Origin of the sequence: Chroococcidiopsis sp. SAG 2025, assembly GCF_032860985.1 — a bacterium.
GTDB lineage: Bacteria > Cyanobacteriota > Cyanobacteriia > Cyanobacteriales > Chroococcidiopsidaceae > Chroococcidiopsis.
The window spans coordinates 1-21,755 of sequence record NZ_JAOCNC010000006.1 but is presented as its reverse complement, the minus strand read 5'-3'; the positions used below and the strand labels follow the sequence as shown (position 1 = coordinate 21,755).

General features: G+C 47.8%; 20 protein-coding genes and 2 pseudogenes. 11 read left to right on the top strand and 11 right to left on the bottom strand.

Going from position 1 to position 21,755, the window contains the following annotated elements; translation table 11 throughout:
• Nucleotides 1-32: 32 nt before the first annotated feature.
• The 3 genes from N4J56_RS39545 to N4J56_RS39535 form a co-directional block, all read right to left on the bottom strand.
• Nucleotides 33-221, bottom strand: coding sequence for a hypothetical protein (locus N4J56_RS39545; RefSeq protein ID WP_317112481.1), 189 nt, complete (start codon nucleotides 219-221; stop codon nucleotides 33-35).
• A gap of 194 nt (nucleotides 222-415) precedes the next feature.
• On the bottom strand, nucleotides 416-820 hold the full coding sequence (gene vapC / locus N4J56_RS39540) for a type II toxin-antitoxin system tRNA(fMet)-specific endonuclease VapC (protein WP_317112480.1): 405 nt from the start codon (nucleotides 818-820) through the stop codon (nucleotides 416-418).
• Nucleotides 817-1,056, bottom strand: a complete 240-nt coding sequence (locus N4J56_RS39535; RefSeq protein ID WP_317112478.1) for a hypothetical protein — start codon at nucleotides 1,054-1,056, stop codon at nucleotides 817-819. Before N4J56_RS39535 ends, vapC begins: the two co-directional genes overlap by 4 nt.
• Nucleotides 1,057-1,646: 590 nt before the next feature.
• Between N4J56_RS39535 and N4J56_RS39530 the strand changes: the two genes are divergently transcribed.
• Nucleotides 1,647-1,853 carry a hypothetical protein gene (locus tag N4J56_RS39530; protein ID WP_317112476.1) on the top strand — a complete coding sequence of 69 codons (207 nt, stop codon included), beginning with the start codon at nucleotides 1,647-1,649 and terminating at the stop codon, nucleotides 1,851-1,853.
• A 508-nt stretch (nucleotides 1,854-2,361) separates the two neighbouring features.
• Nucleotides 2,362-5,421: a DUF5906 domain-containing protein gene (locus N4J56_RS39525; RefSeq protein ID WP_317112474.1), complete on the top strand. Its 3,060-nt coding sequence runs from the start codon at nucleotides 2,362-2,364 to the stop codon at nucleotides 5,419-5,421.
• Nucleotides 5,422-5,539: 118 nt separating this feature from the next.
• On the opposite strand, the gene N4J56_RS39520 is transcribed toward N4J56_RS39525, so the two are convergent.
• Nucleotides 5,540-6,079 carry a hypothetical protein gene (locus N4J56_RS39520; RefSeq protein ID WP_106166686.1) on the bottom strand — a complete coding sequence of 180 codons (540 nt, stop codon included), beginning with the start codon at nucleotides 6,077-6,079 and terminating at the stop codon, nucleotides 5,540-5,542.
• 471 nt (nucleotides 6,080-6,550) lie between these two features.
• Nucleotides 6,551-6,964 (bottom strand): hypothetical protein, encoded by a 414-nt coding sequence (locus N4J56_RS39515; RefSeq protein ID WP_317112471.1) that lies wholly within the window; start codon nucleotides 6,962-6,964, stop codon nucleotides 6,551-6,553.
• A 181-nt stretch (nucleotides 6,965-7,145) separates the two neighbouring features.
• Here N4J56_RS39515 and N4J56_RS39510 point away from each other — a divergent pair, with 181 nt between their 5' ends.
• Genes N4J56_RS39510 through N4J56_RS39500 form a run of 3 tightly spaced genes read left to right on the top strand, consistent with a single transcriptional unit; the run spans nucleotide 7,146 to nucleotide 10,051 of the window.
• On the top strand, nucleotides 7,146-7,526 hold the full coding sequence (locus N4J56_RS39510) for an ion channel (protein ID WP_317112470.1): 381 nt from the start codon (nucleotides 7,146-7,148) through the stop codon (nucleotides 7,524-7,526).
• Between the two features lie 34 nt (nucleotides 7,527-7,560).
• A complete protein-coding gene (locus N4J56_RS39505; RefSeq protein WP_106218980.1) occupies nucleotides 7,561-8,199 on the top strand; it encodes an NAD(P)H-dependent oxidoreductase in 639 nt (212 codons plus the stop codon).
• Nucleotides 8,189-10,051: a monovalent cation:proton antiporter-2 (CPA2) family protein gene (locus N4J56_RS39500; protein ID WP_317112469.1), complete on the top strand. Its 1,863-nt coding sequence runs from the start codon at nucleotides 8,189-8,191 to the stop codon at nucleotides 10,049-10,051. Before N4J56_RS39505 ends, N4J56_RS39500 begins: the two co-directional genes overlap by 11 nt.
• A gap of 67 nt (nucleotides 10,052-10,118) precedes the next feature.
• Here the strand turns inward: N4J56_RS39500 and N4J56_RS39495 are convergent, their stop codons facing one another.
• From N4J56_RS39495 to N4J56_RS39485, 3 genes are read right to left on the bottom strand one after another with little or no spacing between them, the layout of a single operon-like run.
• Nucleotides 10,119-10,796: a potassium channel family protein gene (locus tag N4J56_RS39495; protein WP_192161632.1), complete on the bottom strand. Its 678-nt coding sequence runs from the start codon at nucleotides 10,794-10,796 to the stop codon at nucleotides 10,119-10,121.
• A 24-nt stretch (nucleotides 10,797-10,820) separates the two neighbouring features.
• Nucleotides 10,821-11,591: a hypothetical protein gene (locus N4J56_RS39490; RefSeq protein ID WP_317112467.1), complete on the bottom strand. Its 771-nt coding sequence runs from the start codon at nucleotides 11,589-11,591 to the stop codon at nucleotides 10,821-10,823.
• A gap of 16 nt (nucleotides 11,592-11,607) precedes the next feature.
• Nucleotides 11,608-12,087 carry a hypothetical protein gene (locus N4J56_RS39485; protein WP_317112466.1) on the bottom strand — a complete coding sequence of 160 codons (480 nt, stop codon included), beginning with the start codon at nucleotides 12,085-12,087 and terminating at the stop codon, nucleotides 11,608-11,610.
• 204 nt (nucleotides 12,088-12,291) lie between these two features.
• Here N4J56_RS39485 and N4J56_RS39480 point away from each other — a divergent pair.
• Nucleotides 12,292-13,175 (top strand): IS630 family transposase gene (locus N4J56_RS39480; RefSeq protein ID WP_317112465.1). Its coding sequence is split into 2 segments (ribosomal slippage): nucleotides 12,292-12,618 and nucleotides 12,621-13,175, totalling 882 coding nucleotides; the frame shifts between segments, so codons are not numbered across the junction.
• Between the two features lie 209 nt (nucleotides 13,176-13,384).
• On the opposite strand, the gene N4J56_RS39475 is transcribed toward N4J56_RS39480, so the two are convergent.
• On the bottom strand, nucleotides 13,385-14,671 hold the full coding sequence (locus tag N4J56_RS39475; protein ID WP_410500855.1) for a sensor histidine kinase: 1,287 nt from the start codon (nucleotides 14,669-14,671) through the stop codon (nucleotides 13,385-13,387).
• 16 nt (nucleotides 14,672-14,687) lie between these two features.
• The gene (rppA, locus tag N4J56_RS39470; RefSeq protein WP_106166097.1) at nucleotides 14,688-15,365 is read right to left on the bottom strand and encodes a two-component system response regulator RppA; all 678 of its coding nucleotides are present in this window, start codon (nucleotides 15,363-15,365) and stop codon (nucleotides 14,688-14,690) included.
• A 165-nt stretch (nucleotides 15,366-15,530) separates the two neighbouring features.
• On the opposite strand from rppA, the gene N4J56_RS39465 reads away from it, so the two are divergent.
• Entirely contained in the window at nucleotides 15,531-15,917 is a 387-nt protein-coding gene (locus tag N4J56_RS39465) for a hypothetical protein (RefSeq protein WP_106544339.1), read from the top strand.
• 13 nt (nucleotides 15,918-15,930) lie between these two features.
• On the opposite strand, the gene N4J56_RS39460 is transcribed toward N4J56_RS39465, so the two are convergent.
• A complete protein-coding gene (locus N4J56_RS39460) occupies nucleotides 15,931-16,653 on the bottom strand; it encodes a bacteriorhodopsin (protein WP_106166095.1) in 723 nt (240 codons plus the stop codon).
• A gap of 192 nt (nucleotides 16,654-16,845) precedes the next feature.
• Between N4J56_RS39460 and N4J56_RS39455 the strand changes: the two genes are divergently transcribed.
• From N4J56_RS39455 to N4J56_RS39440, 4 genes and pseudogenes are all read left to right on the top strand, one after another.
• Nucleotides 16,846-19,560 (top strand): cation-transporting P-type ATPase, encoded by a 2,715-nt coding sequence (locus N4J56_RS39455; protein WP_317112461.1) that lies wholly within the window; start codon nucleotides 16,846-16,848, stop codon nucleotides 19,558-19,560.
• Between the two features lie 92 nt (nucleotides 19,561-19,652).
• Nucleotides 19,653-20,183, top strand: coding sequence for a hypothetical protein (locus tag N4J56_RS39450; RefSeq protein WP_106218917.1), 531 nt, complete (start codon nucleotides 19,653-19,655; stop codon nucleotides 20,181-20,183).
• Between the two features lie 244 nt (nucleotides 20,184-20,427).
• Nucleotides 20,428-21,373: pseudogene (locus N4J56_RS39445) on the top strand (IS110 family transposase).
• Nucleotides 21,374-21,551: 178 nt separating this feature from the next.
• Nucleotides 21,552-21,755: pseudogene (locus tag N4J56_RS39440) on the top strand (lipid II flippase MurJ); the annotation flags it as partial.

Sequence of the window (21,755 nt, the reverse complement as noted above, 5' to 3'; positions counted from 1 at the left end):
TTACCTCGACAAACTCCGACAACTCCGACAAGTTAATAGCGGAGTTTGTCGTAGTTTACTCGCTTTAGCAAATATCGACAAACTCCGACAAGGGCGACAAAGCCTCTGTCAAGGTTTGTCGTGGTTCCCCGACTGCCCAAACTCCGACAAACCTCGCCACCAGAAGAACCTTGTCGGTTGGACTGTTGACAAATTTGACGCGGCGTTGGCTGTAGTGTCAAGAGTCCAACGAGCAACTTGAGAGAGATTTTTGAGCAACTCCGCTCGTAGCGACAGAGCTAGTAGCGATGTTTGTCGCGGTTCCATTCAGCCCTTATACAGTTTTCCCGTTTGAGTGTTGTGACAAAGATTAAGCTGTCTTGGCTAAAAATGTAGAATTATCTCCATCATGAATCCTAAATTGGGAAGTTAGTAATTAATCAACCTCCCAATCCTCAAGCCGTAGCCCTGACACACGGCTGAATTCGCCCGTGTTATGCGTCACCAAGATCAGGTCATTGGCAAGCGCAATCGCCGCTATCTGCACGTCGTTAGAACCAATGGGCGTTCCTTGGGCGGCAAGGTTAGCGCGGATTCTGCCGTAGACCATCGCCGCTTCATCATTGAAGGGCAGGGAGAGAAATAAATTCAAAAATTGCTGCTGTCTGGCAAGGTTGCGTTCGGGATGCTGGCTGCGCTGCGCGCCGTAGAACAGCTCCGCCTTGACAATGGAGCATACGGCGATGTCATCAGCATCTGTCTGCTGTATCCGCTCTCGTATTGCCTCGCTGCGTCCGTTGAGATACTGCACGCAGACATTGGTATCGAGCAGATAGATCACAGAACGTTATCCTGTTCCTCGTAAATGCCCTCGTCATCAATCACAATCGGGTCATCCTGGCAGCTTCCATATGTCTGCTCGAAAAATCCGGCAGGATAGCCCTTTCCTTGGGAAGGCAGAGCGACGGGCTGGAGCGTAACCGTCACGTCCCATTCCACTTCCTTCATCGTGACAGGTAGATCCAGATGCAGAATGCCATCTTCCCCACTACGAGAACGCAGCCTAATGGTTTCCATACGCCTTCCTCCTTTCCCGTTCATTCTATCCATATGTCATATAAATTCAATTTTCACAGAACAATAAGGGGGAAAGCCGGGGATCTCGGCTTCCCCCCATCTAGCTTCTGTCATTAATTCCTCCTGTGCCTGTGTTGGTTGCATAACTTTCGTCGTGCTAATGTTCGCGCCACATCACCCTCAAATCAAGAGCGATTGCACTTGCAGCCGCGCGCCAGTTGTAACAAGACTTGAGTTGGTTTCCAAGATCTGGTGATTAGTCTTTGATTGGGGAAAACTCCCTACTCTTTAAGGGGAGGAATCCCTATTTCGTCAAGCTCAGCTCCTCTTCACAATATAGATACATAGATAAACCACTAGCCGCGACGTTATTAAGGCTGGTATTTAAAATCAACCCTCAGCCCCTCGCCACTGGCAGGGGCTTTGGCGTATACGCTCTAAATCTGTGCCGTGTGCAGAGCGTGTCTTTTGGTGCATAATTAAAGCAGAGCAATTCTTGCAATCTTGCAATATTAAAATCTTAAAAGATTTAGACGTTTGAAAAAGGGATGAGAAAATAAAGTTGAGCAAACCTCATTATTGTTTTGATTTTGGTTACAAAGAACAAAAGCCCCGACTACTCTCAGGTGACAGGTCACGTACTGAAGGAAGTGGCGCGTCGCTTTAAGGTCTATTGCACAGAGCAGGGGCTGACTATTTCTGAAGCCGTGGAAACAGCTCTGATTGAATATCTAGAAAAAAGGGGGGTATGGGGGCAACAAGAAACTCCGCAATCACCGAAATTCCAGCGGGATTAGCCCACAGGGAAAATAACGTTAAAGGAAGTAAAGCGCTGATTTGCGTTGCCGTGAGAGGTATATTCTCTAATGAAGGTCTGTTTTTTTAAACCTTCAATTCTCAAGAAAATAGTCGCTAATAGTTGAATCGAGGCGACAAGGAGAAGTAGCCATGCAGTTATGTCACATTGAGGTAGCTTTTAGCCTATGTCTCAACCCATTCACTTAAAACCAAGAGCGTCAGCTACCGCAATCTGCGTTGGCTGACGCTCTTTCGGTTTGTATTCTGTTGTAAAAATTACCCATAAACGCCAGAAAGCCGGGACTCACCTTCCACAGCAAATATCCCGGACTTCCTGACAGCCTAAAACCTTTTTTGCCAGGGGTTTTAGTAGGGTAAATCTATTTTCAGCTATTTTTAGCCAAATAGACAACCCCTCTAGGCTGTTAATAGTTCGGAAGCGATCGCCATTCCAACCTAAAGCGAACGCAGAAGGTGTAAGTCTCGGCTCCACTAAAGGAGAACGAGATGCTACTAGAAAATAAAAAATCGTCAAATTGCACCCAAGCAGCAACATTCGATCTGAGGAATTTTACGGCTCGCCTCAATCTCCTCAAAGAAGAAAGCACCCAGCTAGTGTGTGAATGCCCAGTCTGCGGTGGACATCGTCTCACCATCAGTAAAAAGTCAGGCGCTTATCAATGCTGGTCTGGCGGCTGCGCTACTGCTGATATTCGCTCTGTGGTCGCACCCCGCACTGAGCGTCACGCTCCACAACATCGCTACCCGATTACACGAAAGAGCGCCCGAAAACTCCTGCCACCAGTACCACAAAGCACTGACCATAAGCTGGCGAAGCTACCAACACCCGCTATTGACTCGCCACAACCGCAAAAAGACTTTGAGCGGGAGTTAGGTGAAGTGCTTAAAACTACCTACGTCTACTCGCTGACACCAGATGGACAGTTGCAGCGGTGGGTAGTGCGTACCGATTGGTCAGATCCAAACAAACCATTAGGGCGTGATAAAACATTTAGACAATGGCATCGCGATGCTAGTGGACTAGCTATTTGCAAAAAAGGCGATGAAGCCTGGGAGCCTTACCGCATTGATGAATTTATCGCTGCGCTCAAGGCTGCGACCGGATTTGCGGCTGGTCTAGTGCAGGAGGGAGAAGCAGGCGTTGAAAAAGCCAGAGCTGCTGGAATCGCTAGTATCACATGGCAGGGTTCGGCTTGGAGTCAAAATGACTTGGAGCGAGCGCTACAGAAAGTCAAGCAGTCTTGTCCCAAGGCGATTTTGGCGTTCTTGCGCGACAACGATACCGCAGGCGAGAAAAAAGCTCAAGCTTTTCAGGCGGCTTGTACCCGTGTTGGGATTTTTAGCGTCGTCATCGATCCAGTTGCCATTTCTCCCGAATTGCCCGATAAGGGAGATATTGTTGAGATTTTGGCGGCGATGGACGTACCAGAGTTTATCCGGCGACTGGAGTCGGAAATTCATGCTTCGGTTGAGTCGCGGCGGAATTCAGAGCTAGCAGACGATTCCTTTGCGCTAGACATTCCAGATTCGCTCGACCCCGATACCGAATTTACCCAAAGAGCGCTCAATTTCCTTTACGGTGACAAGCCTTGGATTTGTGCTAGTGACAAGCTTTACTTCTGGACTGGCAGTTACTACAAGCACAGTCCCGACGCGGTAGAACGCCCCAAAATTGCCAGTTTTTGTAACTCCTACGCCGTGCAACAGAAGGATGGGTCAATCCGCTATCCCTACGCCAAACCAGCCAAAGTCAGGGAAGTTTTGCAATGGGTCAAGGATAGGTTGGAGATCGATCCCAATCTGCTCAATCCCCCAGGACTGAATTGTACCAATGGGGTGTTAGAGCTATTGTGGAATGGCTCAACTCCCAGCTGGCGGCTAGTAGACCACGCTCCGGCACTCTATTACACCTATGAGCCAATCGCCACCTACGACCCCAACGCCGACCCCCAAGACTGCGATCGCCTACTAGCGGCATTAGAACCAGGACAACGCGAAATCTTTTTAAGAACTATTGCCGCTTCCTTGGATTTACCCACAGTGAGGAAATACAAGGGGCGCTTAGTTCGGGGTCTGCTGCTCAAAGGCGACGGTAGCAACGGCAAGGATAGCCTTCGAGAAGTCGTAGCCGCCATGTACGGCTACAAGGGGATCACTGGCTGCACCCTAACTGACTTCAAAGCTTATGACGACGGGCGCAAGTTTCCGCTGTCTCGGCTGCGATTGAGCCGGATCAACTGGGCTACTGAAAACGCCAATACAGCTAAAGTGGACAAAATCCAAAGTATCAAGGCGTTTATCACTGGCGATACCCTCAGCAGCGAAGGCAAAGGCAAGGACGAGGAAGACTTTACCCCCGCCGGAGTCGGGCTGTTTAACGTCAACGACACGCCCAACCTCCAGGCATCGCTGGAGGCGATCGCTTCCCGCTGGGGCGTGCTGAGTTTCACCAAGACATTCAAGATTGGAGCCGACCCGCTCAAGGGAGAAATCGAAGCCGACCCGCGCTTCAAATACGATCCTGAGTTTCTCCAGCAGCAAGTGCTGCCAGCATTCTTAAATCGGGTGCTGGCTGCCTTGGTTGACTTGATGCACGACGGCATTGATTTCACTTGCACCCACAAAGCCCTGCTAGATATCCAAGCAGAAAACTCCCACCTCTTCCAGTTTTGTCAGCAGACGGGGTTAGGTTACGACCCGAACGGCACCCTCGGTATAGGTGAGCTATGGGAACGCCTCAAAGCCTGGTACATAGACAACGGCACTCTCACCATTGAAGTCAGTGACAAAGGTAAAGAGAAAAATATCTGGATTGACCAGGTGCGGAAAGGCGATGCCAACGTCAAAGGTGCAAATCAAGTCTTGGCGAGATTCATAGAGTTATTTCCCAAGGCGAAGCGCTGCCATCTGGGGAACAACTTGATGGGCATCCAAGGTTTAGCCTTTGGAATTAGCCACTTATCGCCACAAATTAGCCAGCCATTAGCCAATGAGTTAGCCTGTAACCCAGACACAGCAAGGAATATTAGCCAGTTAAGCCAGTTAGGTAATTCGGATGGAAAAAATGAAACCGAAACCTGCAACGCCCAACAGTCCGAACGCATAGAGCTAAACGATCTCGTCTGCGGCGAACAAGTGACTCAACTGGCTAATCAGCCAGATACAGTAAGCGATACAGCTTCAGTTGTGACTAATTCACTGGCTAATCAATCGCCAAAGAAGGCTAATGCCACACCAGTAGAAGCAGAGGCAGGGGCAAACAACGTTCCTTCACCATCTGCTGTAGCGGCACAGATCCTACAGTGTCAGACATGGGTAGCAGCAGTGGAGGCGATGGATTGTGTGGCAGCCGCGGTGAATCAAAAGCGAGCAACTGTTTTGACGATCGCGCTCAAACACATCAGCATTGAACAGCGCCAGCACCTAGTCCGCTTACTCGCTGCCCACATGCAGCAATTTCCACAGGACAGCGATGCTTATAGCTGGCTACCTCAATCAAGTCGGAAACTTAAACAGAAAGCGCAGTCACTCATAAAGTCCCATTAGTGACTGGGCTTGAAGCCAGGATGAGCGTGGTTCAAGTGAATCGAACGATAGCAGTTTCATATGCACTCAGCATTTGCCATGATTAAAAGTCATCTGACATCCGGTCAATTAAAACTTTCTATTCGGTTTCTTTGGACTGCACTGCGAGTAAGTACTCTAAAGCAGCTTCTAAAGTTTCAAACTGGGGTAACATCAGGACAATTTCTCTACCATTGCCAGTGTCAAGGTCAGGCGTACCAAAGCAGACTTTCCAGCCAGTGCTAAACCGCATAATGGTTAAGTGACCATCATGTTGGTTTCTAGCAGTAAAAATCGCTTGGTTGAGGAGAAATTGAATTTCTGGATTCGTGGCAGTCACAAACTCTTCTGTGGCTGTGCCGTAGTAACAGTTGATTAATTCTTCATTCAGCGTCTCCAGAGGCGGCAGAAGTTGATTCTCCTGGATAACCAGGTTATCCAGCTCGCATCTAAGACTGTTAATCGCACTCCAAGCTCTGGATGTATCAGAGCTACACCGTGCTGACTTACCGTAGTGCCGTTGTAATAATCTGTGGAGTTGTCGTAATTGGGCTTCTATTCGCTTGAGCTTAAACCCAATTTCCTTGTGCTGCTCTAAAGTTAAGCGCTGATTCCGCCGCGAGAGGTTTTTTCTGGGCATTAGACTTACCGTAGGACAACACTGTGCTTGATGCCGACTTGAGCGCGCCAGCACAACAAGAGACTTGCGTATCCTGATGTGTATGAGAATGTGGGCGCTCATCTGGCGCTAGCAGCTTCCGTGTTTCCTCATGTTATCGTAGGCGCTTCCAATGTAGGGGAAAAAGTAGCGCTCGCTGCAATACCCCCAGGCCTAATGTTAGAGTTACTGACATGAAGTGCCAACTAGTTAGAAAACCATTGCCGAGTAAAGCTTTTAGAAGAGAGACTGGAACTGTTTATCTTGATTAGCCTTGCTTTCAATCACGGTTTTTCTGTTAGTACTAAAGGCTGAAATGACACAAAATTTTTAGAACTGCTGCGCCCTCTGATGTTAGAGCTGCTAATTGACACTTGGTGACAGCAGCTCTAACATTAGGCCGAATACTTTTTAAACACTAATTTCTAGCCAAATTGAGTAGAGTTCCAACTCTTAACAAAATTCAGCACTTTCTATCATTACTTTGCCCCTGGCAGCAGCTTCCGTCACACTAACCCAAATTGCTGTTTCCTGAATTCTGTACCGGTACTCTAGTTCCACTACAACTGTCTGGTTTAGCAGTTCTGGTTGGAGGCTTGGGGGATCGAGACGGGCTAGAGGAAATGGTTGCAAATTGAACCGCAGTGCTGCCATTCTAGGGGTTAAGATCGACTCTTCTTTCTGACTCAAAGAAATTCTTTGGAAGCCGTACTTCACCGCCATATAGATGAATGACTTTGCAATGGAATTCGTTCTGCCGCCAAATTTAGTCGTAAATTCTCTTGCGGGCTTCGTTGCCCGATTTGTAGTGCTGATGATGCTGGGATGGATGACAGACCAAATTCGCAAATCAGAAAAAAGCATCATGCCTGTTCAAAAGGCAATCTTGATTGCAGGGGTGCTGTCAATTGCGAGTAGCTTTACAAATTGGCGTTGAAGCTTAGGTATCCTTTTACAGGACTGAAAGCTCCCAAGCGCGAACGACTTCGTGAGTCAATCATCATTTGGGTTGACATTGTGTTTAACTTATCCATAGATGGAGATAGGTATGGCGATCGACGACACCATTGAATCCCGATGGGGTTCAGCAGTCCTGCAATTGGTCTTGCTTTCGTTCGGACTGACGATCTTATTTGCGCTCGTCTACTGGGGAATAGATGGACTGAACTGGGGATTACTGCAAGATCGGGAGGGTAAACGAGCAGTCAGATTTTTACCATTTCTTTATTTCAGCATTGAAACCTTTTTTCGGATTGGGTATGGAACCCAAGTACCGCTGGGAGCAATGTGGATCGCTGTCACCTTAGAAGCTCTCAGTCATTTTGTGGTCGAGATTCTCTTTGTCGCTCACTTTGCGACGCTGAGTTTAAACAAATTAGTTTCGCTCAGCAATCGCACGCGCCTGGAAAACCTGCTGAATCGTTTTTAGATTGCCAACTCCATCGTGTCACTCGATTCAATCAATGGATAAGCCAAACCGTATCTTGATTTTATTTGCTCATCCGGCACTGGAAAAGTCACGAATCAATCGCCAATTGATTAAAGCCGTTCGTGGAATGGACTCCATTACCATTCGCGACCTATATGAGCACTATCCCAACTTTCATATTGATGTGAAGTTTGAGCAAGCGCTTCTGGTCACCCATGACATCATTATTTTTCAACATCCCTTCTACTGGTACAGCAGCCCTGCCATCCTCAAAGAATGGCAAGATCTAGTGCTGGAACATGGCTTTGCCTATGGTCATAATGGCACTGCCTTACGCGGAAAAAAGCTCCTTTCTGCTATTACCACTGGAGGGAGCGAGCAGGCTTATTGCCGACAGGGACATAATTACTTCACAATCCGAGAACTTCTGGCTCCCTTTGAGCAAACGGCACATCTGTGTGGGATGGAATACTTACCACCGTTTGTGATTCACGGAACCCACCAACTACAGGAGACTCACCAAATTTCTAGGTATGTCAAAGACTATCAAACCGTGATTCTGATGCTACGCAACCACGCGATTGATTGGGAGCAACTGCTGCAACACCGACATCTAAATCATTACCTCGAGCAAGCGCTCGACACGCAGGAGACACCTCTCCATGTCCAATGAAAACTTATTCTTTCAGGCTTTCGTCTACCTAGCGGCGGCAGTCATTACAGTGCCAATTTCCAAACGACTGGGACTGGGTTCTGTATTGGGATATTTGATTGCTGGAGTCGTTATCGGTCCGTTCGGGCTGCGTCTAGTGGGGCAGGAAGGTCAGGATGTCATGCGCTTCGCTGAGTTTGGCGTGGTGATGATGTTATTTCTAGTAGGCTTGCAACTTCAGCCCGATCTGCTGTGGCGGATGCGAGTCCCAATCTTGGGATTGGGCGGATTGCAGATGGTTGCTAACGTTGTCCTCCTGTCAGGGCTAGGAATCCTGTTGGGACTGTCGTGGCAAACCGCACTGGCGATCGCGCTGATCCTGCCCCTCTCTTCGACGGCGATCGGCGTACAAACCCTGACTGAACGGGGACTCATGAGAACAGAGGGAGGACAGTCCGCCTTTTCAATCTTGTTGTTTCAGGCAGTTGCCGTTATTCCTATCCTGGCACTGTTGCCCCTGCTGACCACAAATCCTGGAGAGGCGGTGAGTCAAACTGCGACATCAAGCAATACACTGGCAGGCTGGCAACAAACTCTACTGGTCATGAGTACGGTGGGCGGTATTGTCGTGGGTGGGCGATTCTTGATGCGTCCGGTATTTCGCTTTATTGCGGCTACTCGCCTGCGCGAGATTTTTACGGCGACGGCACTACTGCTGGTTGTGGGAATTACCCTGGCAATGCAAGCAGTTGGATTATCTCCAGCATTGGGAACGTTTGTAGCGGGGGTGGTGCTGGCGGAAAGTGAGTATCGTCATGAGTTAATGAGTACCGTTGAACCGTTCCAGAGCTTGCTGCTGGGGTTATTTTTTCTCTCGGTCGGAGCTAGCATCAATTTCAACTTAATCCTGGGGCAACCGTTGCTGATTTTCGGGTTAATTGTCGGAGTCTCCATCCTTAAATCTGGGGTGTTAATTGCGCTAGGGAAGCTATTCAAACTGGATTTGAATCAGAGTATCTTGTTTGCGTTTGCCCTGGTACAAGGTGATGAGTTTGCGTTTGTTTTGTTTTCTTTTGCAGCACAGAGCAACGTGCTTTCAGAGAATCTGGCAGGCAGCTTGATTGCCGTTGTCGCCCTTTCGATGCTGCTATCGCCGCTGTTTATGATTGCCTACGATCGCCTGATCGTATCTCGTTTTCTTTTACAGTTAGACGATCGGGAAGCCGATGACATTGAAGACAATGAAAACTCTGTAATCATTGCTGGGTTTGGGCGATTTGGTCAAATTGTCGGACGGTTGTTGCTCGCGAATGGCTATCCAATTACCGTTTTAGAGTATAACCCAGCCCAAATTGAGCTATTGCGGCGCTTTGGCTGGAAGGTATTTTATGGTGATGCCTCTCGGATCGATCTGTTATATGCAGCTGGGGCAGCACAGTCTAAACTTCTGGTCGTAGCGATCGACGATCGCGAGCAAATCCTGGAGATTGTAGACTTGGCACGTAAGCACTTTCCGCACCTCAAGATTTTAGCGCGGGCGATCGATCGTCGTCATTCCTACGAATTGATTCGCCGTGGGGTAGATGTGATTCAACGCGAGACATTTGGGTCGGCGTTAGATATGGGCGTTGAGGCATTGAAGCTATTGGGAGTCCGAGCCTATAAGGCACATCGCGCTGCTCAAACCTTCAGACATCATGATGAAGAAGCATTGTATGATATGGCTTCTGTAGAAGGAGATGACACCGCTTTGATGGCACGCTCTCGTCAATTAGCACAAGATCTGGAGCGAATTTTGCAGTCTGACGAACAAGAAATCGCCCATGACGATCGAGCTTGGGATGTCCTAGCTCAGCAAAGAGATGCTATCTGAGACGTGCAACAAGTCAGAGCAATCGCTGCAATTGCTAAATAAAAATCTAGATCCAGTTTCATGAAAACTACTTGCAACCTTCCACAAAATCAATCACTTGATGTAAAGACCCTGGTTTGGTCACAATCAACATAGTTGAATCGGGTTCCAGTACCGTACTACCGTTAGGAATCATCAGATTCTCGTGGGGATGGGGTTGATAGCCAATAATTAAAGAACCTGCGGGGAACCGGGGATCTCGAGCAATTTCGGCAACGCTACGATTAGCAACATAACAACTTTCTGGAATGGAAAGTTTCAGTACCTCAATCTGCCCTTGCTCAAAATGCATCATCGATTCTACTTGCGGATACTCGATCGCATTCACCATTGTGGCAACTGCCAAGTCAACAGTACTGACAATATGGTTGGCTCCTGCAAGGCGTAGCGGTTCGGCAAAGTCGCGATGTCGCATTCGTGCCAAAATGTGGGAAGCTCCGTAGTGCTTGGCAAGAGTCACCATTGCCAAATTCAAGGCATCATGGCGAAGGACAGCTGCTACAGAATCAGCTTTGCGAATCCCGGCTTCTAACAAAACTTCCGTATTTACCGCACTTCCTTCAAAAGCCATCACCCCCACTTGTTCGCGGGCATAACGGCAAGCAATAGGATCGATATCAATAATGGCTACGGTATGCCCTAGTTCTACAAGGCTTTGCGCTAGACTTAGCCCCACTAAACCTGCTCCGCCAATGAGGACGTACATTGTTGTTTCCTAATGCTACTAGTTCTAATGGATTGTGTGTTTGTTGAATTTTCCACCTCCTCTGCCATTGATTGAAGCAGCAATCAAGAAATTGCGTAACCAGTTTGGATGATAGTAGAAACCGTTAAGTTGCTCAAATGGGGAAACGGTATCGGTGGGAGAAGGTTGAGAACGACGACTATAGGGATGAAAGTTCCATAATATCGCCATTGCGCGTAGAGCAAGATTGGCAGAATCTTGATGACCATGAAAATACTGCATTGAAAACAGGATACGATTCTGATAATTCATCAAGCGATCGAGCATATTGCTGGTACGATGGGCTTCGGGAAAATCATAGGCAATTGTGAATTGGGGAGCTTTAACGGAAAGATGAAGAATTTTCGTGACAATGGTTTCAGGTAAGGTTTGAGCGATAGCCCAGGCTTGTAAGTGCTGAAGTCGTTCCATAAACTCTGCTGCTGATGTAGCATGATAGATGTTCCAGAGTTTGCCCATTAACGTCTTAAATAGAGTTGCTTGAGAACGGCAGCGTTGTCCAATTGCCAGCACTGTATGCAAAAAGCACAGGAGCAGGGTAACTCCAGGAAATAGCTGTTTCCAGGCTGCTTGAGTTGCTTCCCACCCGTCGGTGTTGACCGTTTGCGGTTGGTAATCTGCTTTGAGTTGCGTCGCTTCCTGGGCAAACACTCCATAAGCCGCTTGTAAATCTTCAGTTGCCGCCGTGGCTGACAACTCGGCTCCTAAAATACAGCCTGCTGCCACGGTCGTCGCTACATAGACACGCTCCCCCATCCACCAGGTATGCTTCTCATCGCTTAACAGGTGAGGGGGGAATCGCTTCCCCGTCTTTGACGGTAGTGCCGACGATTGAGGGGCGACCCAACGCTAATGAGGCTCGATACCAGTACATTGAGTCTTTCCCCATCACGTAAGCAATCGCTTCATAGGGTACGCCAAAGGAGCGCAGATACAAGCCCTTCTCCACCGCTTCGGTTTTACCAATCATGTAAGGCATGACGAAATCGGGGCGCAGTTGATACGCTTGTCCATTTGCAATCAACCGAATCCGCCGACTGACTAACCCTAACTTGGCAGAAGTGCGAAACCCATGAAAACAATAACCTGCCTCAATCTCAGCCGGAAACAATTCCCCATGTTGCTGAATTTGTTGGTCGAGATATTTGCGAAACGCTTTACGGTCTTTCACCAACTTCTCGTAGTCAACGCTATCAGCAATTGGAAGACAGATTGTCTTGTCCCCAGGAACGCTTGAAACAGTCTTGCTCATTAGCACCTCCCTCATCCCTGATTGAGTTACTCTTGAGCCTACCAGATTTGCCCTTTGCTCTCTTCAAAAACACACAATTAATTAGAATCAGTAATGCTACTGTTCCTTGCTTTACTTTAAGGGCTAGCAAACGATTAGATTGTATAGCCCTACTGAGTTGTGTTAGGACGTATAGTAAGGAGAAAAGAGCAATTGGAAACTACCATGCCTGCTCCCTACAGTGAAGACCTGCGCCAAAAAGCAATCGCGGCGGTAGAACCAGGAGAACGCAAAACGGATGTGAGTCGGATGATGAACATCAGTCGCAATACCTTAGACCTGTGGCTCAAACGCAAAGAACAAACCGGGAACTGCCAAGCAATTACCAATTATCAGCAGGGTTGTAGACATAAAATCAGCGATTGGCAGAGGTTTCGAGAGTTTGCCCAAAAGCATGGGGATAAGACGCAAGGGCAGATGGCACAGTTGTGGGGCGACAATGTGACACAGCAAAACATTAGTGATGCCCTGCGGAAGATTGGAGTCAGTCGAAAAAAAAGACATACGGATACCGAGAACGGGATGAGTTGAAACGTCAAGCTTTTCAGGCGCAATTGGAGACAAAATCTGCTACTCAAATCGTGTATGTTGATGAAGCGGGCATTGATAACCGAGATGACTACCCCTATGGGTACTGCGAAGTTGGACAACGCTTCTATGCTCTCAAAGAGGGTAAACGCACTCAACGAGTCAGTTGGATTGCGGCGCTGCGCCAAGGAAAAGTGTTTGCACCGATGACTTTTGCTGGCTCTTGCAACCGAGATTTGTTTGAGATGTGGTTAGAGGAGTGTCTTCTACCACAGTTGCACAGGGGTGATGTCATCGTCATCGACAATGCCAGTTTTCATCATTCCCAAGCGATTGAGGAAATCGTGGCAGCAGCTGGCTGTGAGCTATGGTATCTACCTGCTTATTCTCCAGACTTAAACAAGATCGAGCATTGGTGGTTTGTGCTGAAGAATTGGATGCGGCAACGTTGGGATGAGTTCGATAACTTTCGCGATTGTGTAGATGCCGCCTTCAAATTCTGTCCTAACGTATATGCGTAGCGCTATACTTTAAACAAATGTAAGTTTGCGCGCACCAGAAGTAGATGAGTTTTCTATAGCAGCCAATGCAATGTCTGTGCTCACCTAAACATAGCAAGACGAGTAGAGGAAGCCTATGCTGCTTCTACCTTAAATATCGACAAACCTTTACTGAAGCCTTCGATCCACTTTACGAGCGATGGCAAGTGAGCAACAGCTCATCAAGCGGTCTAAGCCATGCTTCGGGGTTTGATTGGTAGTTCAACCTGAAAGTTCGAACCTTTACCTACTGTACTTGCTACATGAATTTGACCGTTATGGGCTTGAACAATTTGTCGAGCGATCGCCAATCCTAACCCAAAGCCGCCACTATCTTGCGATCGTTCTGTGTCAACTCGGTAAAAGCGATCGAAGATATAGGGTAGATCTGCTTCTGGAATTCCAATACCAGTGTCGATGACCTGGATGACTGCCCAACCTGGATGGGGGACTAAGCGCAACTGCACAGTTCCACTAGCAGGAGTGTATTTACAGGCATTGTCGAGCAAATTTTCTACTGCTTGCCGCAGTAAGTCTGGGTCAGCCCATAACTCAATTGGTTGCTCGGATAACTCATAGGTTAGACTGATGCTTTGGGACATTGCTCGCTCCAGATATTGTGATGCTAAATTCTCCAGCAGATCGTTGAGATTTAACAGCTTGAGAGATTGAGGCAGAATTTGCCCTTGTTGACGAGCTAATAGCAATAAATTGTTAACCAAAGTCCCCATCGATTTAGCACTATCTATAATATTTTCCAACGGCTGATGGTATTGCAAATCGTCCGCTGCTATCATTAACGCAACTTGGGCATTGGTAAGAATGGCAGAGAGCGGCGAGCGTAACTCATGGGAAGCATCAGCAGTGAACCGTTGAAGTTGGTGATAGGATTGTCGAATCGGCTGCATCGCTGCTCCACCAAGCAACCAACCTGTCAGTCCGATCGACCCCAGTGCTACAGGTACAGCAAGAGTTAATACAACTTGAAACTGACTAAGACTGTTTTGAGTCTCTGCCAGCGGCATGGCAACTTGAAGATAGCCAAGTATCCCGTGCCGTCCTTCAATGGGCAACGTGACTTGACGAAGCCAGAGTTCGTCTTCCAATAGCGGATCGACAGATTTAATCGTGAGAAATCCAGGGGATACATTCAACTGCTCTGGGGGAGGAGTACCGAAAAATCGAATCGACTGCCCTTGAGGGTTGTACCACCGAACGTAGACTAAATTTTTATCCAAGGGGTGAGAACCGCTGCCTAATAGCGGTACATTGCTCAGATCGACTTGTTTGTGCCCTTGACGCCACTCATATTGCACGCTAGCTGCCATCACCCTTGTTCTGTCATATAGCAGCCGATCTAAAACATCTAGTTTGTCTTTAATTTCAAAATAATAAATTCCCCCAGCGAAGACCACGAGAATACTACCCATTGAAAGGGTGAACCAACGAGCTAGATTCCGACGACTGTGGTTGAACACTTTTCAAACTTCAAAGTCAATGCTTTTGAGGAACAAGACGATAGCCCATACTATAAACAGTCTCAATCCAATCAGCTGCTCCCACCGCCTGCAAGCGTTGACGAAGCTTGCGAACCAGAACAGTTATGGCATTGCTTTCTGGCTCAGTCCCCCACTCCCATAACGCTTGCTCAATCTGGTTGCGAGTCAAAACTTGTCGGGGATGACGCATAAAGTACTCTAACAACTGAAACTCTCGACTGGAGAGAGAAACGACTTTGCCTTGTCGTTCCACAGCCAGCGTGTCGAGGTGGAGTTGGAGATCGCTAAGGCAGAGAATATCTGCCTCCCAGAGGGGAGATCGCCGCCGCAATGCCCGCACTCGTGCCATGAATTCTACAATGTCGATTGGCTTAACCAGATAGTCATCTGCTCCTGCATCTAACCCAGTTACTTTCTCAGGTGTGGTATCTCTGGCTGTAATCATCAGCACCGGAGCAGTTTTACCTGCTGCTCGATACTGGCGACAGAGATTTAACCCACTGATGTGGGGTAACATCCAATCTAAAATCAGTAGGTCATACTCTTTTTCAGATAAGAGCCACTGAGCGGTTTCCCCATCCTTCACCCCGTCCACGCTATGTCCTGCTTGGGAGAGAACGATTTGAAGGGGCATCAATTGTTTAGGGTCATCCTCAACCAGTAAAATTCTCATACCATTCCAGCAAGATTCTCATCCCATTGCTGTTGCGCTTTGCTTTATCAGCATAGAATTTAATGTAATTAGCACATCGTCTATAGGTAAGATTTCAGGAGGGCGATCGCGGCATTAGAGTGCAGATCCGAGCGGATTTATGAAATGAATGGGACAAGGTGAAGCGTGTGGCATGGGATTAAACGTTGGCTACAAGTGTCAGGGATAGAGTTTTGGTTGCCTTTACCATTTGTGGCAGCTGGATTCTGGTTTGTCTGTAGTCTCCTGGCTGCTCAGGAATTAAGCCGCTCCTACAGTACAAACAACAAACTCCAATCAGATACTCAATTGGAAGCAAAGGTATCGGTAAACGTATTGCTGATCAATGCTACTATCAACAGAACAAAGGGAGTGACTCAGGTAGAAGTGGAGACAGCGGAACCGATCCTGAAGCGATTGGAATTGGAACTGCCAACAATAGAGGTCGAGCGGATAGAAACGGCGATCGCTCAAGAACTAGGATTATCCCGACAAAATATCAGGCAGTTAGTACGCTACGAAATCATCGAGTGAAGTTAGTTTCGCTTTAATAAAAGCTTTTTTGAGCTGAAGCAATAACACGAGCTTTAGAGGCATTTAAACGCCGCAAACCATTCAAATCCAAATAGCTAAACCCAACTTTCGAGAAGAAGGGCAGGACGCAGAACAGGAGTGTCTCAATCGTCTGATTGACCCAACCCAGCCCCGAAGGACCGATCAGCCAAGTAATTGGGTAGCTAATCCACAACACTGTGAAGTAAGTGACGAGTTTGTCATAGAGTTTTGATAGTTCCACACCTTGCCCGCGAGTTTTGGCGCGTAGAGGCAGCCAAATTCCCCAAAGCACGATTGAAAATGCGGCTACGCCGCAGGCATACCACAGATATCTCATCCAATCCACAGTAGACAAATCAGCTACTAGCCCAGTCACCACCACGATCGCTTGAGTTCCCATCAGAGAACCAATTAGAGTCCAGTCTTTTGCAATGTAGTACATCGCTGTCCAAGAGAGTGCCAGCAATAGCAAGGGGGTAGTCACAATCCAATCAATATAACGAGCATAGTGAGTAATTTGACCTGCCACTTCCACTTTTCCCTGACCTAATGCCATTGCCATGTATGCCAAACCTGACCAGATCGGAATGAAGCTAGCAACCAAATACTCGTACTTGGGAACGCCACGCGGGTTGGTGCCCAGTGAAATGAAGTAAAGCGCCCCGATCGCCATTGCTGCTACATAAATCCAGTGAAACGTTGCCTGCAAGTCCATAAGCTACCTCCATTGGCTTGCCTATTAGTCTTGAGGACAAATGTGATCCAAAAGTGAGCAACGTCAACGAGTCGATCATATTTCACTCACATTTGCAAACGACGCTAGAGACAACGTGAAGCAACAGAAAAACCCTTGACTTAAATCATCTTTAGTTGCTCTCTCGTTGCCATTTTGCGTGAAGGAAGTGCTATGGCAGTAGCGGATGTAGAGAAATCAACCAAACACCTATGGCATTATCTTGCTATAGAGGAAGTTGCTCGGCTTTTAGCAACCGATCTTGAAACGGGTCTATCTGCCAATGAGGCAGCAGAACGGCACGATCGCCTGGGTCCAAATCAGTTAACAGCGAAAAAAAGAGAAAGCGCCTGGTTACGATTCCTCCAGCAATTCAATCAGCCTCTACTTTACATCTTGTTAGTTGCAGGGGTGGTGACTGCATTTTTGCAAGAGTGGATCGATTCAGGCGTGATTTTTGGTGTGACTCTAATCAACGCCATCATTGGCTTCGTTCAAGAAGCTAAAGCTGAGAATGCGATCGCCGCCTTAGCAGAATCCGTAACGACGGAGGCAACCATTGTACGAGATGGTCAAAAGCTGGTCGTTTCTTCTAGCGATCTAGTTCCTGGCGATCTCGTTTTGCTATCCTCCGGTGACAAAGTGCCTGCCGATCTACGGCTGAGCGAAATTCGCGATTTACAAGTGGATGAGTCTGGCTTGACAGGAGAATCGGTTCCGGTTGAAAAAGATCTCAAACCGCTGCCTCCGGAGACTGCTCTAGCAGAACGGATAAATATGGCTTACACGGGTAGCTTAGTCACTTTCGGTCAAGCGCGTGGGCTAGTTGTGGGAATTGGAGAGATGACAGAAGCAGGACACCTCTCCCACTTGATGCAACAGAGTACAAGTCTAGAAACCCCATTGACTCGTAAAATTGATAAGTTTAGCAAAACTCTGCTGTATGTCATCTTGGGGTTGGCTGCATTCACCTTTGCTGTGGGAGTTGCCCAAGGTGCATCCTGGGTTGAGGTGTTTAAAGCTGCTGTCGCTTTAGCAGTGAGTGCAATTCCTGAAGGCTTACCAGCTGTTTTAACCGTTACTTTGGCGATTGGCGTTTCACGGATGGCGGCTCATCACGCCATCATTCGCAAGTTACCAGCGGTTGAAACATTGGGTAGTACAACGGTAATCTGTTCCGACAAAACAGGGACGCTGACTGAAAACCAAATGACAGTTCAAGAGATTTATGCTGGTGGACAACGCTATACGGTCAGCGGTGGGGGCTATGCACCGCATGGAGAGATTTTCCTGGACGAACAACCTGTTGACTTGGCGAATACACCAACTTTATACGAATGCTTGCAAGCAGGATTGTTGTGCAATGACTCGCATTTGAAGGAAGAGGATGGCAACTGGGTAGTGGTTGGCAGTCCTACGGAAGGAGCGTTGGTTGCTGTAGCTCGTAAAGCAAGTTTAACATCGCAATCTTTGGAACAGACACTTCCCCGACTCGATACGATTCCTTTTGAATCTCAGTTTCAGTACATGGCAACCCTGCATGACACCAGATCGGAAAGGTCGATCTATATCAAGGGTTCAGCCGAGGCGATCCTCAAGCGATGCTACCAAATGCTCGATACTCATGGAGATAGGATTGCAGTCAATTCAAAGCAGATAGAGCGATCTGTAGATGAGATGGCGAAGCAAGGGCTGCGGGTACTCGCACTTGCCAAGAAAGTTGTACCGCGTTCGCAGTCTTCAATTGAGCATTCTGACATTGAGAAAGATTTAATTTTTCTGGGACTGCAAGGCATGATCGACCCACCTCGCCCAGATGCGATTGAAGCAATTCATTCCTGTCAGTCGGCTGGTATCCAAGTCAAAATGATTACGGGCGACCATGCAATGACTGCGGCGGCGATCGCCCAGAAGATCGGGCTGAACCAAAGCGAAGATGCTCCCGTTTTCACGGGTCAAGATCTCAGCCAAATGGACGAGCGGGAACTGGCAAATGCTGTAGAGCAGAGCATGGTATTTGCTCGCGTTGCACCCGAACAAAAGCTCCGCATTGTTGAGGCGCTTCAATCCAAAGGTGAAATTGTGGCGATGACCGGAGATGGAGTCAACGATGCCCCAGCCTTAAAGCAAGCCGATATTGGGGTGGCGATGGGGATCGCTGGTACGGAAGTAGCGAAAGAAGCGGCTGACATGCTCCTGACCGACGATAACTTTGCCTCAATCGAAGCGGCAGTTGAGGAAGGACGCACGGTTTATAAAAATCTGCTGAGAGCGATCGCCTTCATCTTGCCTGTAAATGGTGGAGAATCGATGACGATTTTGATTGGGGTACTTTTGTCAACGGCATTGCCGATTCTTCCGGTGCAAATTCTTTGGTTGAATATGGTTAGCTCCGTAGCTTTGACAGTACCTTTAGCATTTGAGCCTGCCTCTGTTGGGGTCATGCAACAACCTCCTCGTCCGACGAACAAACCCCTTCTATCGGGTAGCCTGCTGACACGGATTCTGACAGTCTCTGTTTTCAACTGGATTGTAATTTTTGGCACGTTTGAATGGATCGTTCAAACCACAGGCAATGAAACTTTAGCTCGGACGATGGCAATTCAGGCATTGGTTGCAGCAGAAGCTTTTTACCTGTTAAGCATCAGTCGATTTATCCCAGCGCTCTTTGCCAGAATACGCGGTAAAGATGAATCCATTGGCTATGCTGTGGCGGTCGGCATTGGTTGTGTATTCATCTTCCAAACGCTTTTTAGTCAATGGAGCGTGATGAACCAGCTATTTACAACTGAGGCACTGAGCTTAATTCAAGGCTTAACTTGTATTGGTTTGGGAATCCCGATGATTGCTCTAGCAGCCCTGTTAAAGCGTTTTGCACCTCTCAAGTAGCCTCTCTATAGCGCGGATTGCTTGGCAACTATTTTCCAACTCTACTGGTAGAGAGTATTCACCTTTACAGCATCAAACTTTCAAAAATCAATATGACCGATCGTAACCTTAAACATGGTATTGGTATATTTTCTCATCGTCAAAACGCAGAACAGGCACTTACCGAGCTGCAAAGCATTGGCTTCCCCATGCAGAAGATTTCTATGGTGACAAAAACCCCCGAAGGCGATGAGATTCTAGGTTGTAATGTCATTCAACGACCGCCAATTACACGAGCTGAAAGTGCGATAAAAGGCGCGCTTGCAGGGAGTACAGGAGTAGGATTAATGACTTTAATTGTTGGACTGGGCATCTTGCTAGTCCCTGGAGTGGGTCCTGCCTTGGCTGTGGAAAGTATGGTAGCGGTTATTTTAGGTAGTGGAGCTGCTACAGTTGCCGGCGGACTGCATGGCGCGCTGCGAGGTTGGTTTGTCCCCGAAGAACAAGCCAGATTTTACAGCGAGCGATTTAACCAAGGAGATTACCTAGCGATCGTAGAAGCAACAGAGGATGAGATCCAAAAGGCTGAAGCTGTTCTCAGCCATTGGGGAATTCAGGAGTGGCATATTTATAATGTTCCCTAAATAGTTTTCAGAAGTTACGCAGTCGATTCCCCAACAGAGTTAAAAAGAGGACATTAGTTTCCCCCCCCCTTGTATCTTAGAAAGTGTGGTAGACCGATTCCCCCTAGGTTAACAAAACCGTAAAAAAGCATGGGTCACCACACTCCTAATGACAAGCAACTCGAACAGTCGTCTGGGACTTAAGATTCCGCATCGGCAAGGTTGAGTCTATCAGTGGGAGATCGCTAGAAGACGAGGTAATCAAATGGACAAGGTGACATACTGGGTAGGTATCGATGTCTCCAAGCATTATTTAGATGTTTACATTCGCCCTAATGGTAAAGCATTTCGGCAGCCAAATACAGAACAGGGCATTGCCACTGTGGTAGAACACTTACAGGCGGTGCAACCAGAATTAGTGGTTTTGGAAGCCACTGGTGGAATGGAAGTTCCGGCAGCAGTAGCCTTGAGTAGTGTAGATCTAGCAGTGGCGATAGTTAATCCCCGTCAAGTACGGGACTTTGCGCTCATCCATAGGCAAACTGGCGAAGACAGATGCCATTGATGCAGCAGTATTAGCGCACTTTGCCGATGCTATCCGACCCGAAGTCAGAGCCTTACCCGATCTCCAGGCACGAAAACTCGGTGAATTAGTCACTCGTCGCCGCCAGGTAGTAGAGATGATTACAGCAGAAAAAGCTCGTCTGCCAGGAATGACAGGTGTAATGCAACAAGATATTCTTGCTCATATCGAGTGGCTACAGCAGCGACTTAATGATTTGGACAAGCAACTGCAAACATTGATTCGTCAAACGCCTGCTTGGTGTGAAAAAGTAGACTTACTCAAAAGTGTACCTGGGGTAGGAGATGTTCTCTCCAGCACATTGCTAGTAGAACTACCAGAATTAGGCAGTTTGAGCCACAAACAAATCTCCAATCTAGTTGGGTTAGCCCCTCTCAATCGTGATAGCGGTCAAATGCGTGGCAAACGTACAATCTGGGGTGGAAGGGCGCAAGTGCGAGCAGCTTTGTACATGGGGACTTTAGTGGCAGTGCGATTTAATCCTGTTCTCAAGCAGTTTTACGAACGTCTCCGCCAGAAGGGAAAACCAGCCAAGGTAGCTCTAACCGCTTGTATGCATAAGCTGTTGATTATTCTCAATGCAATGGTGAAATCTCAGACTTATTGGCTTGCTCAAGCTGTTAGGTAATTTCGACAGATGAACTTGTTTGCATTTAGTTCTGGAATTTCATGGCAGGGGGCTTGATTTTTAAGACAGTCGCTTTTTTGTTAAGGGAGTATAGGGGGGATCGAGATCTGAAACTTCAAGTGCGTAACTGCTGTGCTCCCTCAACCCCCTCAGCTTCCCTAGCCCCGAGTCCCTAGTTGTGTCCAATCAACCAAAATCTCGAACTTTAGCTGGAATTGCGGGGATCGTTGCAGTAGCAACCCTGTTGAGTAAATTAGTTGCCTTGTTTCGCCAACAGGCGATCGCGGCGGCTTTCGGTACGGGTATAGCTGCTAACGCCTACAACTATGCCTACATCGTCCCTAGTTTCTTTTTAATCTTGCTGGGAGGTGTGAATGGTCCA

Bases quoted from the DNA above. Each gene is read 5' to 3' on its own strand.
- N4J56_RS39535 (WP_317112478.1), bottom strand. From the start codon at position 1,056: ATGGAAACCATTAGGCTGCGTTCTCGTAGTGGGGAAGATGGCATTCTG.
- N4J56_RS39515 (WP_317112471.1), bottom strand. From the start codon at position 6,964: ATGATGCTTTTTTCTGATTTGCGAATTTGGTCTGTCATCCATCCCAGC.
- N4J56_RS39520 (WP_106166686.1), bottom strand. From the start codon at position 6,079: ATGCCCAGAAAAAACCTCTCGCGGCGGAATCAGCGCTTAACTTTAGAG.
- N4J56_RS39460 (WP_106166095.1), bottom strand. From the start codon at position 16,653: ATGGACTTGCAGGCAACGTTTCACTGGATTTATGTAGCAGCAATGGCG.
- N4J56_RS39450 (WP_106218917.1), top strand. From the start codon at position 19,653: ATGACCGATCGTAACCTTAAACATGGTATTGGTATATTTTCTCATCGT.
- N4J56_RS39485 (WP_317112466.1), bottom strand. From the start codon at position 12,087: ATGAGCAAGACTGTTTCAAGCGTTCCTGGGGACAAGACAATCTGTCTT.
- N4J56_RS39495 (WP_192161632.1), bottom strand. From the start codon at position 10,796: ATGTACGTCCTCATTGGCGGAGCAGGTTTAGTGGGGCTAAGTCTAGCG.
- N4J56_RS39505 (WP_106218980.1), top strand. From the start codon at position 7,561: ATGGATAAGCCAAACCGTATCTTGATTTTATTTGCTCATCCGGCACTG.
- N4J56_RS39510 (WP_317112470.1), top strand. From the start codon at position 7,146: ATGGCGATCGACGACACCATTGAATCCCGATGGGGTTCAGCAGTCCTG.
- rppA (WP_106166097.1), bottom strand. From the start codon at position 15,365: ATGAGAATTTTACTGGTTGAGGATGACCCTAAACAATTGATGCCCCTT.
- N4J56_RS39490 (WP_317112467.1), bottom strand. From the start codon at position 11,591: ATGGGGGAGCGTGTCTATGTAGCGACGACCGTGGCAGCAGGCTGTATT.
- N4J56_RS39500 (WP_317112469.1), top strand. From the start codon at position 8,189: ATGTCCAATGAAAACTTATTCTTTCAGGCTTTCGTCTACCTAGCGGCG.
- N4J56_RS39455 (WP_317112461.1), top strand. From the start codon at position 16,846: ATGGCAGTAGCGGATGTAGAGAAATCAACCAAACACCTATGGCATTAT.
- N4J56_RS39525 (WP_317112474.1), top strand. From the start codon at position 2,362: ATGCTACTAGAAAATAAAAAATCGTCAAATTGCACCCAAGCAGCAACA.